19 protein-coding genes are annotated in these 16,528 nt (G+C 44.4%); all 19 read right to left on the reverse strand.

Annotation, left to right across the window (positions count from 1 at the left end; genetic code table 11):
* Position 1: 1 nt before the first annotated feature.
* Positions 2–367: a response regulator gene (locus tag FE296_RS32435; RefSeq protein WP_017689175.1), complete on the reverse strand. Its 366-nt coding sequence runs from the start codon at positions 365–367 to the stop codon at positions 2–4.
* A gap of 28 nt (positions 368–395) precedes the next feature.
* Complete coding sequence (gene fliY, locus FE296_RS32440) at positions 396–1,670, reverse strand: flagellar motor switch phosphatase FliY (RefSeq protein ID WP_150367668.1); 1,275 nt, start codon at positions 1,668–1,670, stop codon at positions 396–398.
* Positions 1,660–2,658 carry a flagellar motor switch protein FliM gene (gene fliM / locus FE296_RS32445; protein ID WP_124114075.1) on the reverse strand — a complete coding sequence of 333 codons (999 nt, stop codon included), beginning with the start codon at positions 2,656–2,658 and terminating at the stop codon, positions 1,660–1,662. Before fliM ends, fliY begins: the two co-directional genes overlap by 11 nt.
* Positions 2,659–2,697: 39 nt before the next feature.
* On the reverse strand, positions 2,698–3,159 hold the full coding sequence (locus FE296_RS32450; RefSeq protein WP_124114074.1) for a flagellar basal body-associated FliL family protein: 462 nt from the start codon (positions 3,157–3,159) through the stop codon (positions 2,698–2,700).
* Positions 3,159–3,380, reverse strand: coding sequence for a flagellar FlbD family protein (locus tag FE296_RS32455; RefSeq protein ID WP_076208897.1), 222 nt, complete (start codon positions 3,378–3,380; stop codon positions 3,159–3,161). The genes FE296_RS32450 and FE296_RS32455 overlap by 1 nt, the downstream gene beginning before the upstream one ends.
* A 68-nt stretch (positions 3,381–3,448) precedes the next feature.
* Complete coding sequence (gene flgG, locus FE296_RS32460) at positions 3,449–4,267, reverse strand: flagellar basal body rod protein FlgG (RefSeq protein ID WP_124114073.1); 819 nt, start codon at positions 4,265–4,267, stop codon at positions 3,449–3,451.
* 81 nt (positions 4,268–4,348) lie between these two features.
* Positions 4,349–4,732, reverse strand: coding sequence for a TIGR02530 family flagellar biosynthesis protein (locus tag FE296_RS32465; protein WP_047842481.1), 384 nt, complete (start codon positions 4,730–4,732; stop codon positions 4,349–4,351).
* Positions 4,729–5,286 (reverse strand): flagellar hook capping FlgD N-terminal domain-containing protein, encoded by a 558-nt coding sequence (locus FE296_RS32470; RefSeq protein WP_124114072.1) that lies wholly within the window; start codon positions 5,284–5,286, stop codon positions 4,729–4,731. Before FE296_RS32470 ends, FE296_RS32465 begins: the two co-directional genes overlap by 4 nt.
* Before the next feature lie 19 nt (positions 5,287–5,305).
* Positions 5,306–6,694: a flagellar hook-length control protein FliK gene (locus FE296_RS32475; RefSeq protein ID WP_124114071.1), complete on the reverse strand. Its 1,389-nt coding sequence runs from the start codon at positions 6,692–6,694 to the stop codon at positions 5,306–5,308.
* Between the two features lie 39 nt (positions 6,695–6,733).
* Positions 6,734–7,675 (reverse strand): MotE family protein, encoded by a 942-nt coding sequence (locus tag FE296_RS32480; RefSeq protein WP_150367669.1) that lies wholly within the window; start codon positions 7,673–7,675, stop codon positions 6,734–6,736.
* Positions 7,676–7,718: 43 nt separating this feature from the next.
* The gene (gene fliJ / locus FE296_RS32485) at positions 7,719–8,171 is read right to left on the reverse strand and encodes a flagellar export protein FliJ (RefSeq protein ID WP_091031905.1); all 453 of its coding nucleotides are present in this window, start codon (positions 8,169–8,171) and stop codon (positions 7,719–7,721) included.
* 11 nt (positions 8,172–8,182) lie between these two features.
* Positions 8,183–9,502 (reverse strand): flagellar protein export ATPase FliI, encoded by a 1,320-nt coding sequence (gene fliI / locus FE296_RS32490; RefSeq protein ID WP_036609365.1) that lies wholly within the window; start codon positions 9,500–9,502, stop codon positions 8,183–8,185.
* The gene (locus tag FE296_RS32495) at positions 9,489–10,352 is read right to left on the reverse strand and encodes a FliH/SctL family protein (protein WP_124114069.1); all 864 of its coding nucleotides are present in this window, start codon (positions 10,350–10,352) and stop codon (positions 9,489–9,491) included. The genes fliI and FE296_RS32495 overlap by 14 nt, the downstream gene beginning before the upstream one ends.
* Entirely contained in the window at positions 10,345–11,361 is a 1,017-nt protein-coding gene (gene fliG, locus FE296_RS32500) for a flagellar motor switch protein FliG (RefSeq protein WP_047842476.1), read from the reverse strand. The genes FE296_RS32495 and fliG overlap by 8 nt, the downstream gene beginning before the upstream one ends.
* A gap of 11 nt (positions 11,362–11,372) precedes the next feature.
* On the reverse strand, positions 11,373–12,956 hold the full coding sequence (gene fliF / locus FE296_RS32505) for a flagellar basal-body MS-ring/collar protein FliF (RefSeq protein ID WP_124114068.1): 1,584 nt from the start codon (positions 12,954–12,956) through the stop codon (positions 11,373–11,375).
* 137 nt (positions 12,957–13,093) lie between these two features.
* Positions 13,094–13,405 carry a flagellar hook-basal body complex protein FliE gene (gene fliE / locus FE296_RS32510; protein ID WP_017689190.1) on the reverse strand — a complete coding sequence of 104 codons (312 nt, stop codon included), beginning with the start codon at positions 13,403–13,405 and terminating at the stop codon, positions 13,094–13,096.
* 58 nt (positions 13,406–13,463) lie between these two features.
* Positions 13,464–13,913, reverse strand: coding sequence for a flagellar basal body rod protein FlgC (gene flgC, locus FE296_RS32515; RefSeq protein ID WP_017689191.1), 450 nt, complete (start codon positions 13,911–13,913; stop codon positions 13,464–13,466).
* A gap of 6 nt (positions 13,914–13,919) precedes the next feature.
* Positions 13,920–14,327: a flagellar basal body rod protein FlgB gene (flgB, locus tag FE296_RS32520; protein WP_076208905.1), complete on the reverse strand. Its 408-nt coding sequence runs from the start codon at positions 14,325–14,327 to the stop codon at positions 13,920–13,922.
* A 983-nt stretch (positions 14,328–15,310) separates the two neighbouring features.
* Positions 15,311–16,528, reverse strand: a 1,218-nt coding sequence (gene hslU / locus FE296_RS32525; protein WP_150367670.1) for an ATP-dependent protease ATPase subunit HslU, incomplete at its 5' end; no start/stop codon positions are given.

The raw sequence follows: 16,528 nt of genomic DNA on the forward strand, positions 1-16,528 counted from the left end.
CTTAAACGCCCAGTGTCTTGCTGATCGCTTCGATAACCCGGTCAGATTGGAACGGTTTAACGATAAAGTCTTTAGCACCTGCTTGAATAGCGTCGATTACCATCGCTTGTTGACCCATCGCGGAGCACATAATTACTTTAGCGTTAGCATCAATCTTCTTGATTTCTTTCAAAGCTGCAATGCCGTCCATCTCAGGCATCGTAATATCCATTGTGATCAGATCCGGACGAAGCTCTTTAAATTTCTCAATTGCTTGTGAGCCATCCTGTGCCTCACCAACAACCTCATATCCATTTTTGGACAAAATGTCCCGGATCATCATTCTCATAAATGCAGCGTCGTCTACGACTAAAATTCGGTTTGCCATCTTGATTCAAGTCCTCCCTAAATTGTGCTTATTGTAATTTCTGAATTCGGTCCCATTGGCTAACGATATCTATAACACGTACACCAAAGTTTTCGTCAATAACGACAACTTCTCCCTTGGCGATCAGTTTGTTATTCACCAAAATATCGACGGGTTCCCCGGCTAACTTATCCAGTTCGACAATCGAACCCTGTGACAGTTCCAAAATATCTTTAATTTGCTTCTGGGTCCTTCCTAATTCTACGGTGACTTTAAGGGGAATGTCCATCAATAAATTCAAATTGTTTTCGTCTACCTGACCATACGCCCCATTTTGCAAATTGGCGAATTGAACTGGTTGTACGTTAACATTCCTATTTGGCATTCCACCGTAATGTTGAGGTGCACCATAAGGTTGCTGTGGTGGCATGCCATACGGCTGCTGTGGCGGCATTCCTTGAGGCATACCCATCGGGGCCTGTCCATATCCGTTATAGTCCTGAGCAGGCTGTTGTGGAGCCTGTGGAGCCTGTTGGTGCTGAACGGGCGGCTGCTCCGCAACCGGTGGTGGCGTTGCTGGTACAGCTGCTGGTGCAGGTTCAGGTGTTGATGCCACTGGTGCGCTGGCAGTTGACTCCTGAGCGCCTCCAATTAGCATATCTACCATGTTTTTGGCAAAATGAACTGGAAGCAACTGCATCAGATTGGAATCGATCAGATCCCCGATTAACAAACGAAATGAAACTTGAATGAGGGTCTCATCTGCTGGAAGATTACTTACACCCTCTCCACTCTCCAGATTGAGAATATCGATTCCCGGAGGGGAAATATTCACAAAACGATTAAAAATCGTGGACATTGAGGTTGCAGAGGAACCCATCATCTGGTTCATCGCTTCCTGTACCGCACTAATATGGATTTCATTCAGTTCTTCATCGACCGGATTTCCTTCGCCACCCAGCATCAAATCAGCGATGACTTGAGCATCTCTCTTCTTGATAACAAGTGAGTTAATGCCTTCGAATCCATCCACGTAATTCACATGAACGGCAACATGTGGCTTAGGAAAAGCTTCTTCAAACTGCGTTCGACTAATGATAGAAACTTTAGGTGTTGTAATATCTACTTTGAGGCCTAATAGCGTGGATAAGGCTGTTGCCGCGCTACCAAATGTAATGTTACCAATCTCCCCCAAGGCATCTTGCTCCAGCTCGGTCAAAAAATCATCCACCGTCTTTTCAGCGGGTTCCGAGCTGTTTATCGATTCCGATTGCCTGAGCAAAGCATCGATTTCTTCTTGGGATAAATAATCCTTACTCGTCAAATTCTTCAACTCCTTCGGTGACAATCTCGTCTATTTGCACAGCCACACGGTCCTTGATTGTTCCCGGACTGCCCATGTATTTCAGTTTGTCACCCACTTTAATGGAAAGTCCCTCATCAACTGGTTTGTTCAACGTAATGACATCACCAACGGATAGACCCAGAAATTCTGCAATTGAAATTCTGGATTCTCCCAATTCCGCAACGATGGGTAACTTGGCTTTGTTCACGCGCTCTCTTAGAGCATCATACTCCTCCGGAGCTCTCGTTTTCTTCTCCGAAACAAACCACTGATGAGTGGACAACCGTGACATAATAGGTTCAAGAACGACATGCGGTATACATAGATTGATCATGCCTGTCGTGTCACCAATTTTGGTACTGAGCGAGATCAGAGCAATGGTCTCATTGGGAGATACAATCTGCATAAATTGCGGATTGGTCTCGAGCGCTTCCATCCTCGGGGTAATATCCAACACGGTCTTCCATGCTTCTTGCAAACTTTCAAATGCACGGCTGAATATTCGTTCCATGATGGTCGTTTCAATCTCCGTCATCGATGCAATCTTTGTTGGAGCACTCCCGGTTCCACCAAGAAGGCGATCCAGCATCGCATATCCCACGTTTGGATGGACTTCCATCACCATTCGTCCCTGTAGTGGCTCCGCTTCAAAAATGTTCAATATCGTCATCTTAGGAATAGAACGGATAAACTCATCATAAGGCAACTGTTCGACCTGAACGACATTGATTTGAACGAACGTCCGCAGTTGGGCTGAAAAATAAGTGGTGAGAAAGCGTGCAAAGTTTTCGTGAATACGAGTCAAGCTTCTGATATGGTCTTTGGAAAAACGCACTGCCCGCTTAAAATCGTACGATCTGATTTTCTTCTGAGTTTCTTCCTTCTTCAATTCTTCTGCGTCCATTTCACCAGAAGAAAGGGCAGCTAATAGGGCGTCAATCTCATTTTGTGATAATACATCCACCATGTTCTCACCCCCTTACAGGTCTACAGCGTGTTCTGTTCATTACATTGGTGCTATAACAATGTCTGAAAAACTAGTGCTTTTCAATTTTGGCTCAGGCAATACCTCATTAATTAGACCTGTCAATTTCTCATTGAATTGTTTCATGCCCTTGGCCGAACTCAGTTCCTCAGCCTTGGTATCTGCAAGTGCCTGAATAATAATGGGCTTCACCGTAATGCTTTTAATTTTTTCAAAATCTTCTTTGGCTGTTTTGTCAGATAACTTGAAAGAAAAACTAACCATAATAATACGATCCGGATCGGCCAGATTCGTTTTAATCTGTGCAAGCTCTGACGATACCTCTACAATTTCATCCGCAGTCATTTTTTTTTCTTCAGCAGCTGACGCCGTATGTGTGTCGTCCTTATTCCCGTTCTGTCCTTGCATAAATACAAACACAACCACCACAATGAGTGTTATTGCCAGCAACATTGTTGCAAGCCAGGGCATCATTTTTTTCATCAGGATTCCTCCGTTTGCTGCACTTTAATAGTGGCTGCCTGAACCCCGATTTCACGGTTGTAATCTTTAATCTTGGAAATAACGTCATCGGCTTTTTCAAGCACAATGAGTCTCTTTCCAGTTACCAGAGTAATATACGTATCCGGCGTCTCTTCCACAATTTCAACCATCAGCGCATTTAACCACATGGGAGAACCATTTAACCGCGTAACCGAAATCATGCTAAGCCCCCTTGATCAGAGTGGGAGGAGCAAGCTCCCCCACGTTTTAAAAATTCATTAATCAGTTATTAACGTTTCAGGTTAACAACTTCTTGAAGTATTTCATCCGACGTTGTAATGATGCGGGAGTTTGCCTGGAATCCACGTTGAGCTACGATCATCTCAGTAAACTCTCCTGTCAGATCCACGTTAGACATCTCGAGCTGTCCAGCAATGATTGCTCCTGTTCCGTCCTCAGCACTGTTCGCTGTTAAAGGATCAAGAGTACCGTCAGGATTTGCGTTAGCTGTCATCCGGTATAGGTTACCCCCTATTTTTTCCAATCCTTCAGGGTTAACTACCTTCCCTATTCCAATTTGAGTATCGCCTTCGATTGTTCCATCAGCCATTGTCTGATTAATCATACCGTTCTGTCCGATTGTGAATGAAACAACATCATCACCAATAGTGATTGCTTCCCCTTCACTGTCTAATACGAAGAGGCCATCAGATGTAACCAGATTACGAGCTGCATCTACATGGAAATCCCCGGCGCGAGTCAAAAATGGAACTTCCTGATCTCCCCCCATGGAAACTAAGAAGAACCCGTCACCATTGATACGCAAGTCCGTTGGATTGTTTGTTGTCATAGGACTTCCTGCAAGATGCAATGTATCTATAGATCCCACAGATACACCCAAACCGATTTGCTTTGCATTCACACCACCAGATGGAGCATCAGTTGGGGCAGTTACCCCTGCCGTAGTTTGGCTCATAATATCTTTGAACATAACCCGACTGCCTTTGAAGCCAACCGTGTTTACGTTCGCAATATTGTTACCAATTACGTCGAGTTTTGTTTGGAAACCCCGCATCCCGGAAACGCCTGAGTACATTGATTTCAACATTTTTAAAAATCCTCCCAGTCTTCATTTGGTTACCGCATCAGTCGGTCAGCGGCATTCCGGCTCCCGAGAAGGGCCAGCCGGTCAAGAAATGATTACGGCACTATCAATCTGAGTGAACACATTATCCTTCATGCTCTCACTATCCATAGCTGTAACCACAGTACGATTTTTGACATTGACGATAAAAGCCATATCCTGCATTAAAATCAATGACTCTTTGGCTCCTTTGGCAGCAGCTTTGTCCAAAGCAGAACCAATCTGTTCCATTTGCTCGGTCTTGAGTTCAATACCACGCTGTTCCAATCGTTTGGCAGCATGATTGCTCAATTTCAGAAGGTTATCTTCCAGTACCTTTGCAAAAGGTTTTTCGGGTATAGCCGAAGCTTCTCCCGTTTTGGGTCTTTGAAGCATATTCGGTGTAATCGGGCCTGCGTATAATTGTCCAACCGTTATGCGATCACTCATATCGTTTTCCCGCTATCTTCCGTATCACCCGTTTCAGCGGATGATTCAACTTCTTGACTCTCGTTCGTTTCAGGGGTTACATCCTGAACGTTCTGTACCGGAGTTTGACTCTCTTCTGCCTGTTTTGGATAATTCACCTGAATGATCTCATCCAGCTTAATTTCGTCGTTGCCCACTTTTGCGTATTGAACGCCATCTCTTACAATGATGGAATCTACAATACCCTGACGAAGAGTTCCGTTATCATCTTTATTAGAAGAAAGCCAACTTACCTCCATGCCAATCATACCGGATACAGCACCAAGTGACTGGTTCAATGTTTTAAGCTGCGTAGAAATATTGACCAGTTGTTCCACTGAGCTGAACTGTGCCATTTGAGCGATAAATTCCTTATCCTCCATCGGCTGCATCGGGTCTTGATTTTGCAGCTGGGTGATCAGGATTTTTAGAAACTGATCTTTACCCAATTCTTTTGTTGCTGCACTTGTGGTTGCTTTATTAGCTGCCGAATAGTTCGGCCAGGTATTATTCATTGAAACAATTTCATTAGCCATTTGCTCACCTCATTTCTGTTTAAGCCTTAGCACTAAACGTATCTCTCTGTAATTCGTTTCCTTCGACTTGCTCGCTACGCCAGTTACGCAATTCTTCTTGAATCCCTGCTGTAGCTATAGCATCATCCGATTGTTCCTCACGCTCACGCGAACGGCGTTGTTGCTGAGAGTTACTTCCCGGCTGACGGCCTCCGTCCTGATACATCTGTGATCCGATTGAACTGTTCTGAGTAACCTCAAGTCGTTCCACCTGAATCCCCTGGGCTTGAAGTGAAGAACGCAGCTGCGTCATTTGTTGTTCAAGCATGTCTTTAGCCATCGTATGCTCAGTCATAAACCGTGCAACCAACTGCCCGTTCTGCAAGGTAATTTGAACATCCAATTTACCTAGATGCTCAGGCCGAAGTGAGATGGTCGCCTCGGAAAATCCTTTTTGCTGGACAATATCCAGCTTGTTAACAACAAACTGTGTCATTTCCTTGGCAAACTGTGATGTTTGCATTACAGGTTCAGCCGGTTTTCCTGCTGTTGTACCTGATGAACGCAAGGACAGCTCTCCTGCAGTAATGATGGTTGAGTGTTCCACTTCTCCACCTGCATTTGGAGCAGACGTGGTCTCAGCCTCAGCTTTCACCTGGGTTCCAGAATTCGCCACTGCCGCTACAAGAACTTGTGGTACGACAGAATCCTGTTTGGATGCTTGAAGCGAAGTACTTGGAGTCACTTGTGCAATCTGATCCTTAACTGCAGTCAATGTATCCAGTATCGATTTCAGTTCAGTCCACCCTTTGTTGCTAGTGGTATCCACTCCAGCCTCTTGAAGCTGACTCTGCAGAGATTGTAACAAATGTTTGAACTCAGGAGCATTCTTCACAACGTTACTCTCTGGATCATTCATTCCGGCTACTAATTGTGTAAGCATATCTTGCAGAACAAAACGTACTGCTGCCGGATGCTGCGACAGTTCAATTGCGGGTACTGTTTTTACGCTTTCTGCTCCGTTCAAAGACTCGTCGGAACCTTCTGCATTAGTACCTGAAGGATTACTTAATTGTGTATACATCTGTTGAATCAGAGTTTGCAAACCTGCAAGTAGAGCTGGGTCATTTTCCAAAGCTTCGTCAAGTGAATCCAAGTCCGTGAACAACGAATTCAGTATAGCCGTGATTGATGCCGCTTCTCCTTCTTCACTTGTAGCAAGAGAAAACACCAACGGATTGGCAGTTAAGCTTCCGGTAGCGCTTGAACTATCACCTTCTGTGTTTCCTCCAGATAGCGATTGTGCAAGAGTTTGGAGAAATTCACCGCTAGCACCTGTAGCTGAACCTTTGGATTGTGCTCCAGTTGTCTGACCTGCTCCTGTTGCTTTTGCAGATGCTGTGGATGCCATTTGATATACAATCGACATTTATTTTCACCTCCTCTCGGTTATACAGTGTAATCAGATCTACTTGTTACCCATTAATCTGTTCAAAATTTTTGCAGTTGCAACCGAGTCCTCTGAAGACATGTTCTCAAGCAATTGAGAACGTGTTGCATCATCAACTGAATTCAGGATGGTCAATGTTTTGTCAGGACTTAACTTGTATGTTTCCAATAATAGCTTGGCACCACTTGAAGCAGACATCGAAGCAAATGTTTGACTAAGCTGGTTTTTATCCAGGTTTTTGCTTGTGGTTGTGGATGCAGTTGAAGTTGCTGCGGTTTCTTTCTTCAATCTGGATTGCAGCGCATCCAGTGCCAGATCTCCGGACGGTTTAGCATCCTTCATCATCATGGTGACATCGGCTGCTGTTTTCGGGTCCATCTTTTCAAGCACCTTGGTCCGAGCAGATGACTGCATGGCATTCAACAACAATACCATTTCCTCATTCGTCATATTTTGCAAAATCGGTGCAGCTTTGCTTGGGCTCATGTCAGCATACATTTTAGCCAAATCTTTGATTTGTTTTTGATAATCAGATTCCGTCTCTGGCGTTGCTGCTGTAGCCGTTTCAGCCGCTTTTTCCGCATCATCCAATTTCTTCTGAAGATCCGTGGCCTTCTTTGCTTCGGTTGTTGTCGCTTCCTGTGCAGCCTTGAGCTCTGTTTCTTTGGCAGTTACCTGGGATTTCAGCTTTTCGATTGTGGCTTCAGCACTTTCAACCTGCTGCTCACTCTTCTCCAGCTTCTCCTTCTCCGGATCCAGTACAGGATCAGGTACCCATTCCTTGACTACCGGTATCTTATTGGCGAATTCAAACAAATTATTACGAATATCTACATTAAATAGCGTAAGTAGTACACCTAGAAGTACTACGGTGAATACAATCGGGATTGAAATCATCAGAAATTTTTCCCAACCGCCTCCCGACTCTTTTTCCATGTCGCTATCATCTTTAACAGCCATCGTTCATTCCTCCTTCACGAGACAACTTCGCGTCCGGCTCACATCAATTCGCGCGTCCGGCTTTGGCAGCGAAGCGTACAGTAGCCATCTCGTCCAGATCGTTCTGTTCCCGGAGGAGCATCTCCTGCTGAAATTTGATTTTGGCCTTGTCTCTCGCTCCAAGCCATACTTTTTCGTCAATCATCTTACCGTTTAGAAACGTCTGATTCCGCTGCACATTGACCTGAGCATGTTTAACATCACTGTTTTTGCGTGAAATGCACTCGTCAAGGTGATGTACATAACGCTGCATCTCCTGCAGACTGTTTACAGACGCTGTATTTTCCGTAGCAGATTGGATAATGCCGATCAGATTACTTCTATCATTAAGAAGTTGTATCAGATGTTCTTCCTCCGTCTGAAGTTTACCGATCGCTGTGGATAACATCCACTCTGCCTGTGTTTTTTCATTACTCTTCAGGTCAACAACTTTCTGGAAATGATATCGAAATTTCATCGTTTACCCATTCATCTCCTTGCAAATTCAAGAATCAAACGTTCCTGTACTTCACTTAAAGTGACTTTCTCGTCGACTTTCTGCTTGGTAAAGTTCCATATACTATCAATCTGGTCTATCGATTCATCTATGGCTGCATTTGATCCCCGCTGGTAAGCTCCAATATTGATCAAATCTTCAGATTCTTTGTACACAGCCATCAAACGTTTCATATTATTAACGGCTTCCAACTGCTCTTCCGGAGCAATATCCTTCATAACACGACTTATGCTGGCTAGCACATCAATCGCTGGAAAATGACCTTTATTTGCAATGGATCGATTTAACACAATGTGTCCATCCAGAATACCCCTTACCGCATCCGCGATTGGTTCATTCATGTCATCCCCATCGACCAGAACGGTGTAAAAGGCTGTAATCGAACCGGTAGGTCCTGTACCCGCCCGTTCAAGCAGTTTGGGCAAACTTGCAAAAACCGATGGCGTATATCCTCTCATTGCCGGAGGTTCACCCACGGCCAGACCAACTTCCCTTTGTGCCATTGCATATCGGGTTACCGAATCCATCATGAGCATCACGTTCATTCCACGATCTCGGAAATACTCTGCAATAGTGGTCGCAATAACTGCTCCCTTAATCCGAATCAGGGCAGGCTGATCTGAAGTTGCAACAATGACTACGGAGCGTTCCAGTCCTTCCGGCCCCAGATCCCGTTCAATAAAGTCGCGCACCTCACGTCCACGCTCACCCACAAGCGCGATGACATTGACATCTGCTGCTGTATTACGAGCGATCATGCCCATCAATGTACTCTTACCAACACCAGAGCCGGCAAAAATACCTACACGCTGTCCCTTACCTACGGTCAGCAATCCATCGATAGCTCTTACACCAACACCCATCGTTTCAAGTACACGTGGACGATCCATTGGATTAACCGGTGTATTGGAGGTAGAGTACATCGGCATTCTGGATGGGAGAAGGGAGCCGTCTAGCGGCTGCCCAAGTCCGTCCAGCACTTTACCTAGCAATTCGGAGCCTACCTGAACGCCGAGTGGTTTACCTGTACCTACTACATCACAACCAGGACCGATGGATTGAAGTTCTCCCAGTGGCATAAGAAGCACTTTGTTATCTCGAAATCCAACAACTTCGGCCTGAAGAGGCTTGGCTGATTTACCAGGATAGATATAACATACGTCACCGATACTTGCATCTGGCCCTTCTGACTCCACCATAAGACCAATGACCTGAGTAACTTTGCCGTTAATACGAACAGGATCGAATTGGCGCAAATGTTCCATATATCGCTGTGAACTAAGAACCTTCATGTTGATTTTTTCGCTCCTCATCCTCAAGTGCTATGCGGACCAGTTCTTTTTTAATCTCAGCAAGTTGTGTATCAATTCTCGCATCTACACTTCCGAACGAAGAACGAATGACACATCCCTTATCTTTGACCGTTGAATCAGGCAAAATCTGCAATTCTGCCTGAGAGTCAATAGACAGAGACAATTCTTCACGAGCTGCCTGTACAAATGTAAACTGATCAGGTGCCACACAGAGTGTGATCAAACCCTGCTCCCGTTTACGTGACAAACTCTGACGAATCAGTTCCAATGTATGATCGGGTTCAATGGTAAGTTGCTTATCAATGACTTTCTCAGCGATCCCGCAAGCGAGGTCCACGAGGAACGGTTCGGCTTCCTGAATGATCTGATCTTTAGCTACATAAGCTTCCTTGAGCACTTCCTGGGCTTCAATCATCATCTTTTCGATCTGCACCTGGAGATCCAGTTCAGCTTGTACTTTGCCTTCTTCAAAACCCTGTTGGAAACCTTGTGAACGAAGCGCTTCAGTGAGATGTTCATCCTGTTGTCGTTGTTCCTGCCACCAGCTGTCGATCTGTTCACGGGCCTCTTGAAGCATGCGCTCTGCCTCTTCTGAAGCTTCACGTACTTGCTTTTCTGCAAACTCCTTGGCATCTTCCAGCATCTCTGCGGTAAGACGTTTTGTTTCTTCGTCCACGCGTGCTTGAAGCGTTTCTGCTTCAGAATCTTCAGCACTATCACCGTATAATTCCGTTTCAGACTCCTCAGCACCACCATAATGATGATGATTTTCAAGTTTTTTACGGTCATCAACAGGTACATACTGGAAAGACTTAATCAAATTAGACAATGATATCATCTCCTCCACCGCGTGCGATAATGATCTCACCGGCTTCTTCCAATCTGCGTATCGTTCCTACGATACGTGTCTGAGCTTCCTCAACATCACGCAATCGCACAGGTCCCATGAACTCCATCTCTTCTTTGAATGTCTCGGACATCCGTTTCGACATATTCCGGAACACGGCATCCCGAACTTCTTCGCTTGCCACTTTGAGTGCCAGCTGCAAATCTGCGTTGTCGATATCCCGAATAATGCGCTGAATCGATCGATCATCCACATTGACGATATCTTCGAATACAAACATGCGTTTTTTGATTTCCTCTGCAAGCTCCGGATCCTGAATCTCGAGCGAGTCCAAAATGGTACGTTCTGTACCCCGATCGACCCCGTTCAGAATCTGAACGATCGATTCGATACCACCCGCATTCGTGTAATCCTGCGTTACGGTAGAAGATAGTTTCTGTTCCAGAACCCGCTCCACTTGAGAGATGACTTCCGGCGAAGTACTATCCATAACAGCCACCCGGCGAGCGACATCTGCCTGTTTCTCTTGCGGCAAGGATGATAGAATCGCCGCAGCTTGTTCGAATTGGAGGTAAGACAGAACCAGGGCAATCGTTTGCGGGCTTTCATTCTGAATAAAGTTCAAAATCTGGTTCGGATCTGCTTTGCGCGCAAAGTCAAATGGTCTGACTTGCAGCGTAGCTGTCAAACGGTTAATGACTTCAAGTGCTTTTGATGAACCCAGAGCTTTCTCCAGGATTTCTCTGGCGTAATTGATACCGCCCTGTGAGATATATTCCTGCGCCAGACAGATCTGGTGAAACTCGGCCATGATCATGTCCTTTTCGGAAGAATCAACCTTGCGAACGTTGGCAATCTCCAACGTAAGTTGCTCAATCTCCTCATCACGCAGATGTTTGAAGATCTGAGCTGATACTTCCGGACCTAATGTAATCAACAAAATTGCTGCTTTTTGTCTGCCAGTCAAACCTTGACTGCTTGCCTTCGCCAATGCGTTCACCTCTATTCGTCAGCCAGCCATGTACGCAGCAGATTGACGAATTCGTCTGGCTTTTTCTTGGCCAAACTCTCCAATTGTTTGCGCACCTGACTTTCGTTCGTTACACTGTCCAGCGTAATGGACGGGAACTCTGTTGCTATTGGAAGAGGAATCTCTTCTTCTTCGACTTCGTTTTGTTTGCGGCGACGGCGTACTAACAAAATAACTACCGCTGCGATCAATGCCGCTATGAGTGCGCCTCCACCCCACATCATCGTTGAGGAAAGCTGGAAACCTGTATTGTCTGCAGAGGCAGTCTGGAATCCTTGTGACATGACTGAAACTTTCTTTGTCAGATCGGCGTCACTTATTACAGTGCCTGAGTCTGCCAGTGAAGCACGAACAATGTTAACCAAAATGTTCTCAATTGCGTCCTGAACCGGTCCCTGTAATTCTGTTTCTCCATTCGGTGGTTCAACTGCAACGTTAATGGTTAAGTCTTTTACAGTATACGGACTAGAAATGATATCCTTGGCGATTCGATTAACATCGTAGTTTATAGTGCTGGATGATTCTTCGGAGGTAGAGTTACCGGTTGCATCAGATGATGGGTAACCCGGAACTTCCTCTTGTCCTGTGCCAGCAACACCACCTGTTGGGTTGCTTGCGCCAGTGTAGCTCTTTTGAATCTCCTGCACACTGATTTCGATGCCTTTCATATTATCTACATCAACAGGTGTGACCAGATTTTCCTTACGTGTTTCTTTGTCAAAATTAAGCTTGGAGGCTACCAAAACATTAACTTTGTCTTCGCCTACAATCTGGGAAAGGAATTGCTTTACGTTATTACGGACATCGTTTTCAAACTTTTTCTGTAATGCCATGTTCTCTTGAACTTCGGAAGACAACCCGCCACTGCCACCTCGGGCAGTTGGAATCAATTCTGCTTCATCTGTGTTCGTAATTGTGATGTTTTCAACAGGCAGATTAGGAATTGCAGTCTTAACCAAGTTAAAGTAGCCATCTACCGCTGACTGATTGGGGTGATAACCCGGTTTGAATTGGAGAGCTACCGATGCTGATGCTTTGTCTTGTTCTTCTAAACCAGCAAAGATGTTATCTTTCGGCATATTAACGAGTACTTTGGCATCCTGTATCCCTTGCATCCGCTGAAGTAACTGTTCAACTTCTCCGTTTATAGCGTTGTTGTACTTTACATCAAACTCTTTATCCGTCATCCCGATGGGGGATGATGACTCCTCGAATGACTTATACCCTAATGAACCATTCTGAATAATCCCTTGAGATCCAACATTCACCTTTGCAATTGCAACACTTGTACTCGGTACTGATATGGTCTTGCCATCTGAACTTAATTTGTATGGAATGCTAGATGAATCGAGATAACTGATCACGCCTGCTGAATCACTTGCATTCAAATCTGTAAAAGCAACTTCATATTCCGTTTTTGACAATTGCATCGTGAGTACAACTGCAGCCAAAATCAGAAACAGGAAGGTGGATATAAATAATACTTTTTGTTTTTTGCTAAAACTATTCCAATACTGGGATGCCTTATCCCTGTACTGGGCGATTCTCTCATTCACTCTGTCACCCCATCCGAAACTTTGCTTAGTCTGTCCTTACTCAACCCTAGCCGTTTCATAGGTTGACGATCAGGAGCAGCATCGCAGCTGCTTTGTTGTAATGATCAGCGCTATTATCGAAGCGCAAGTAGGTTATTTTATAACTGCGTTCGCATAACTTCCTGGTATGCTTCGACCACTTTGTTTCGGACTTGAGTTGTGAGTTGTAGGCTTAACAAGGCCTGTTCTGAAGCAATCATCACCTGATCCACATTCGCTTTGCCGACCAAAAATTGATTTGACATTTCATGCGATTGAGCCTCCTGTGCTGCAACGGACCCTAATGCATTCTGTAAGTATGTACCGAAGCTCTGAATGGTTTCGGCTGGTGTAGAAGGCTTACTTTCGGTTGCACTCTTCATCTGTAGCGGTTGTATTCCCTGTGTGCTAAACATGTTGTTCTGAATCATTAATGTCCCTCCCCTTCATCCCTGGTTTGTATTTTTCTTATTTTCATCTCAAAGCAGATTATCTTCCAATCTCCAAAGCTTTGGAGATCATCGCTTTGGTTGAATTCAGTGCTGTTACGTTTGCTTCATAGGAACGCGAGGCAGAAATCATGTCGACCATTTCTTTCGCAATATCCACATTAGGCATAAATACATATCCTTCTGCATTGGCATCCGGATGAGAAGGGTCATACACAGGTTTCAAAGGTGACTGATCCTCGCGAATCTCCGTTACTCTTACGCCATCTCCTGAACCGCTACCTCTCATCTGGTTTTGCAGCATCGTACCAAATGACGTTTTATTCGGCTCAAGCACAACCATTTTACGTTTGTAAGGGACCGCTTCACCATTAGATACGCTCGCGCGCGTCGTCTCTGCGTTGGCAATGTTGGAAGATATTACGTCCATCCGCAACCGTTGGGCTGTCAGAGCTGAGCTACTGATACTAAAACTATTACTAATGTTCAATTTAGGTTATCTCCCTTCCACGCCAACACGCATGATTTTAATTTGTTCGTTCACTTGCTGAATATAAGCGTTATAGCGTAACTGATTCTCCGCCAGAAGACTCATTTCTCTGTCTATATCGACATTGTTTTCGTTGTTATTCATGGAGGTTGACTGGTCCATATTAACTACTGGCGTTGGCACGGAAGAGGAAGGACCTATGACAAAATGCCTTGCATCAGTTACTTTACCCTTAAGAACAGGCATATCTCCATTCATTTGCCCTTGCAACATTTCTTCAAAAGAAACGTTCGAGCGCTTGAAATACGGGGTATCGGCGTTCGCGATGTTGTCAGCAATCGTTCGTTGTCTGATATTGGACGCATCGAGTGCACCTTGCAATCTTTTAAAGCTGATATCGTTTAAAAGATTCACAATCCCCCTCCTCTCTTTAGAAGTAATGGAAAAAGATAGAATCTTTTCCCTTGAAAATTCTTATGTTTTTTTCGACAAAAACATTCGTCTTTACACGGTTTTCTAGGACTTAAGTAGAATTAACTCTGATGTTGTCGTATAACATAAGTTTCTTCGAGTTTGGGATTTATTACAATAAGAAAAAAGCCCTATCTTTTCTGAAAGACGGGGCTTTTTGTGTATTTTCTGCAAATTATGAATTTTTTCGTAAATGTTCGGGCCCAAAACAAAAGTATGTTAATACTCTCCCTTATTGTTCTTAAACATTCTTAAAATAAAAAAAAACTTTCAAGTCTCAACATGAGCTTACAACGCCCGTAATTATGTATATTTCCGAATATTTCATAGTTGATAATGTTAGAATTTTTTGCCGTTATACTAAGGGTTTATGGACAATATGATAGGTATACATACAAAGCTGTATATTAATCAATTGACAAGTTATCTTTCAAGAATGAAGAAAACTTGTCTCTCCCACACAACACTTTCTTAACAATTAAGCGGGGTCTATATATTTTAATTTCAAGAAAACAATTAGTAGCTTCACACTTTTCTACAATTCATCATTTTGCGCATTTACGCAACATTTACCAATCTATCGACTAAACCGATGACCAGACTTGGAATAAGGAAAATCCTTTTATATGGGAATCGTTGGGTATTGAAACGAAGAATAATTATCACTCCGATAGGTTTTAACTTCGTATACATGCGGCACAAGTCCTAGGTTTTGTCGATCCCGTACAACAACCCCACATCTTTTATCGGTTGTAACATCGAAATCCTTTAGATGGAAACAAAAATAAACGATATGCGTTAAGTATGAGGGCCTTTGTGATTCGCTAAAGGATTGCTTCCCTTTGTCGATCACACAAATGTTCTCTACTCTCGTGCATATCGTTCATTTATAGCATCGTTTTAACAGCTACATTGCTAGCTCCATGTTACAGGATATACTGACTCAAATCACGATCAAGCGCAATATCATTTAATTTCTCCCGGACATACTCCGGAGTAATCACCATACGTTCCAGTGTAAGCTCAGGTGCCTCAAAAGATAAATCCTCCAAAAGCTTTTCAAGAATCGTATGCAATCGACGAGCGCCTATATTTTCTGTATTTTGATTGACGGATTCAGCCAATTTGGCAATCTCGCGAATGGCCTCATCCGAGAACTCAATCTCAATATTCTCTGTCCGCAACAGATCAACATACTGCTTGGTCAGTGCATTTTGGGGTTCAGTCAGAATGGATACAAACTCCTCCAGTGTTAGACTGCTTAGTTCCACACGAATTGGGAAGCGTCCCTGAAGCTCCGGAATCAGATCAGAGGGTTTGGCGACATGGAATGCGCCAGCTGCCATAAACAGAATATAATCCGTTTTGACAGGACCATACTTCGTCATTACTGTACAGCCCTCTACGATAGGCAGAATGTCACGTTGCACACCCTCACGTGATACATCGGGTCCACTACCACGCCCTTGACTGGCAACCTTGTCAATTTCATCTATGAAAATGATACCTGTCTGCTCCGCCCGGCGAATGGACTCCTGGGTAACATCGTCCATGTCGATCAATTTCCCTGCTTCTTCCTGGATCAACACTTTACGCGCTTCTTTAATAGCGAGTTTACGTTTTTTCGTACGACGAGGCAACAAGCTACCAAACATCTCCTGCATGTTCATGCCCATCTGATCATTACCTTGACCAGCAAACATGTCCATCATGTTAGGTGCAGTGTCTTCGACATCAATTTCAATGATGTCATCCTCCAACTTGCCAGATAACAAATCAAACTTGATCTTACGGCGGCGTTCGGCAACCCCAGTATCCGGTTCAGGCTCATCCTGTTCCTGAACGTTGTTGCCATTATTCCCAAAGATCATCTCAAAGGGATTACGCTGATTCTTGGACTTGGACTGTGAAGGAGCCAAAATATGTACAATTCGTTCATTGGCAGCTTCTTCAGCTTTGTCCTTCACTTTTTCAGTCCGCTCCAGCTTCACCATCCGCAGTGATGTCTCAATCAGATCACGCACCATCGATTCAACGTCACGGCCAACGTAACCTACTTCGGTGAACTTGGTAGCTTCCACTTTCACAAATGGCGCACCTACCAGTTTAGCGAGGCGACGGGCGATCTCCGTTTTACCCACACC

The sequence above is a fragment of the Paenibacillus sp. UASWS1643 genome, assembly GCF_008693195.1.
GTDB lineage: Bacteria > Bacillota > Bacilli > Paenibacillales > Paenibacillaceae > Paenibacillus > Paenibacillus amylolyticus_B.